This window comes from Duganella levis, from assembly GCF_009857605.1.
GTDB lineage: Bacteria > Pseudomonadota > Gammaproteobacteria > Burkholderiales > Burkholderiaceae_D > Rugamonas > Rugamonas levis.
Window position 1 is genome coordinate 1 of the sequence record NZ_WWCT01000070.1, and the last position, 3458, is coordinate 3458.

A 3458-nucleotide genomic window follows, 5' to 3' on the forward strand; every position below is an offset into this window, starting at 1 on the left:
TTCCCAGAGCCTTGAGCTCTTTGAAGGGTCGTTCGAGACCAGGACGTTGATAGGTCAGGTGTGGAAGTGCAGTAATGCATTAAGCTAACTGATACTAATTGCCCGTACGGCTTGTCCCTATAACCTTAGCAGGTTATAGAATAAGATGTACGTTGAGCGTTCGTTGATATACAACTTCATTACCTAAAACAATTACTGCATAAACGATATAAATCGTTTATAATACTGTCTTCCAGATTTCAGGTGGCGCGGAATTAATCGCGACATCAGTACAAGTTAAAGCTTGATGACCATAGTAAGTCGGTCCCACCCCTTCCCATCCCGAACAGGACCGTGAAACGACTCTACGCCGATGATAGTGCTGCAACCAGTGTGAAAGTAGGTTATCGTCAAGCTAGTTATACCGAATTAGGCCCGCTCAGATTACTGTGCGGGCCTTTTTCATTTCAGCGGCGCCGACATCGGCAGCGTCAGCGTAAAGCACGTGCCGCCACCCAGCTCGCTGCGCACATCGATCCTGCCTCCCAGGATTTCCGTCACGATGTTGTGCACGATATTCAATCCCAGTCCTGAGCCGCCGACGCCCATCTTGGTCGTAAAGAAGGGATCGAAGATGCGCGGCAACGCTTCGCGCGCGATGCCCGCGCCGTGGTCTTCCACGCTTAACGTCACCCAGCCTTGCGCCGACAGCTGCGCGCTCACCGCAATCAGCCCGTCGCTGCGGCCTTCATAGCCGTGCAGGATGGCGTTGTTGATCAGGTTGGTCACCACCTGGCCCAGCGGCCCCGGATAACTTTCCATCATCAACTCCGCCGGAATATATTGCTCGATCACGAAGGGCGTGCGCTTGATGGTCGGTTGCAGCGTCAACACATTGCTGGCGATGACTTCCGCCAGCAAGAAGCTGCGCCGCTGCGAGCTGGTCTGGTCTACCGCCACCTGCTTGAAATTGGTGACGATGTCGGCCGCGCGTTGCAGATTGCGGCTGAGGATCTCGACCGACAGCCGCGCATTCTCGATGTAATGCTCGAACTCCTTGCGCGTGACGCCGCCGTCGCCGGTCAGGTGGTGATGGATCTCGTCGGTCTGCATCTCAAAGGTGGTGGACGCCATCAGGCTGTTGCCGATCGGCGTATTCAGTTCATGCGCGATGCCGGCCACCAGCGCGCCCAGGCCGGCCAGCTTCTCGTTGCGTACCAGGTCTTCGCGCGCCCGCGCCAGCGTGGCGATCATGTCTTGCAGTTCGCGGTTGGCACGGCGCAGCGCCAGGTGGGTATTGATGCGGGCCAGCACTTCCTCGATCTGGAAGGGCTTGGTGATGTAGTCGACGCCGCCGGCGTCAAAGCCGGTGACTTTCTGTTTGGGATCGGTGAGGCCGGTCATGAAGATGACCGGCACATCCTTGGTGCGCTTGCCGGCCTTGAGGCGCCGGCAGGTTTCAAAGCCGTCGATGTCGGGCATGACCACATCGAGCAGGATCAGGTCCGGCTCGGCAAACTCGGCGCGCATCAGGCCTTCGGCAGCGGTTTGCGCCAGCACGATCAGGAAGCCGTGCCGTTCCAGCCGATCCAGCAGCGCGGCCAGGTAAGACGGAGAGTCGTCGACGATGAGTATCGTCGGCATCGGCACAACGGGGACCTCGCTCTGGTTCATCGCGCACCCTGATTGATTCACGGTGCGGTCAGTATATAACGGGCTTTAGAACAAGCCGAGGCCTTTCAGCATCACCACCAGGATCAGCAGCGGCGAGACATAGCGCAGCAGGAAGAACACCATGCTGGCGATGGCGCCGTTGCCCAGCGCACCGTGATTGGAGAGCGCTTGCAGGAAGTTGTCCTTGCCCCACACCCAGCCGACAAACAAGGCTAGCAAAATGCCACCCAGTGGCAGCAGCACATTGGACGAGGCGAAGTCGAACAGGTCGAACATATTCATGCCGAACAGCTTGAAATTGGCCAGCGTGCTATTGGTCAGCGCGCAGCTGGAGCCCAGCACCACCAGGATGGCGATGGTCAGCACGGTCGCCTTGGTGCGGCTCATGCCAAAGCGCTCGTGCAGCACTACCACTGGCACTTCCATCATCGACAGCATGGCGCCGGTCGCCGCTACCGAGGCCAGCGCAAAGAAGGCAATCATCAGCAGCTGGCCGCCGGGAATCTGCGAGAACACCGCAGGGATGGTGATGAACACCAGCGAAGGTCCGGCCGACGGCTCAAAGCCGAAACTGAACACCGCCGGGAAGATGGCGATGCCGGCCAGCATGGAGACGAACAAGTCGGCAATCATCACGCGGAACGTGGTGGCGGGAATGTTCTGGTCGTCGCGGAAGTAGGAGCCGTAGGTCATCATCGTCCCCATGCCCAGCGACAGCTTGAAGAAGGCCAGGCCCATCGCGGTCAGCACCACACCCGAGGTGATCTTGCTGAAGTCCGGACGGAACAGGAAGGTCAGGCCTTCTGCTACCTTGGGCAAGGTCAGGCTGACCGCACACAGTATCAGCAACAACAGGAACAGCACCGGCATCAGTTTCTTGGTGATGCCTTCAATGCCTTTGGTCACGCCCATCAGCAGAATGCCGCCGATGAACACCAGCACACCCCATTGCCACAGCAGCGATTGCACCGGATCACTGATCAGCGCACCGAAGGCGCTTTCCGTCACATGCCGATCGCTGCTGAGGATGCTGCCGCCGATCGCCTTGAATACATAGGCAAACACCCACGCCACCACTTCCGAATAGAAGGACAGGATCAGGAAGGCGGCCAGCACGCCGGAAGCGCCGATCAGCCACCAGGGCAGGCTGTTCTTCGGCGCCAGGCGCTGCAGCGTGGTGATGGGATTGGCCTTGGCGGCGCGGCCCATGGAGATTTCCGCAATCATTACAGGCAGGCCGATCAATAACGTAGCCAGCAAATAAATCAGCAGGAAACCGGCGCCGCCATTGGCGCCGGTGAGGGAAGGGAACTTCCAGATATTACCGAGACCTACTGCGGAGCCTAGTGTTGCGGCCAGTACGCCGAAGCTGGAGCTGAAGCCGCTGCGGCCTGTAATCTTATTATTCATAGCATTTTGCCGAGGTTTTTTGAGGACGCGATTGTATCAGTTGAAAAAAGAGGGTTGACGGAATGAATGCCGTGCAGCATAATCTCATCTCTTCGCTGCTGAACACAACGATTCAGCGGCAAGCAGTAAAAGATCTTTAAAAATTTACAGTCGATAAATGTGGGCGTTTGATGCTGCAACAAAAAGCATTAAATGCTCAAGCAATAAATATTCAGTAGAAATACTGTCAGTATTTTGAGTAAGAGCGAACCATCCGGTAAAACGGATAAAACAGAGATTAAACTAAAGAGTTTGATCCTGGCTCAGATTGAACGCTGGCGGCATGCCTTACACATGCAAGTCGAACGGCAGCACGGAGCTTGCTCTGGTGGCGAGTGGCGAACGGGTGAGTAATA

2 protein-coding genes and 3 rRNA genes are annotated in these 3458 nt (G+C 56.9%); 3 read left to right on the plus strand and 2 right to left on the minus strand.

Annotated elements, in window-relative coordinates:
- Window positions 1-119 (plus strand): 23S ribosomal RNA (locus tag GTP69_RS30690); the annotation flags it as partial.
- A 163-nt stretch (window positions 120-282) separates the two neighbouring features.
- Window positions 283-395 (plus strand): 5S ribosomal RNA (gene rrf, locus GTP69_RS30695).
- Window positions 396-441: 46 nt separating this feature from the next.
- On the opposite strand, the gene GTP69_RS30700 is transcribed toward rrf, so the two are convergent.
- Window positions 442-1653, minus strand: a complete 1212-nt coding sequence (locus GTP69_RS30700) for a sensor histidine kinase (RefSeq protein WP_161058412.1) — start codon at window positions 1651-1653, stop codon at window positions 442-444.
- 45 nt (window positions 1654-1698) lie between these two features.
- Window positions 1699-3063 (minus strand): sodium-dependent transporter, encoded by a 1365-nt coding sequence (locus GTP69_RS30705; RefSeq protein WP_161058413.1) that lies wholly within the window; start codon window positions 3061-3063, stop codon window positions 1699-1701.
- Between the two features lie 279 nt (window positions 3064-3342).
- Between GTP69_RS30705 and GTP69_RS30710 the strand changes: the two genes are divergently transcribed.
- Window positions 3343-3458, plus strand: a 16S ribosomal RNA gene (locus GTP69_RS30710); the annotation flags it as partial.

Excerpts from the sequence above, each read along its gene's own strand:
- GTP69_RS30705 (WP_161058413.1), bottom strand. The coding sequence starts at position 3,063 with ATGAATAATAAGATTACAGGCCGCAGCGGCTTCAGCTCCAGCTTCGGC.
- GTP69_RS30700 (WP_161058412.1), bottom strand. The coding sequence starts at position 1,653 with ATGAACCAGAGCGAGGTCCCCGTTGTGCCGATGCCGACGATACTCATC.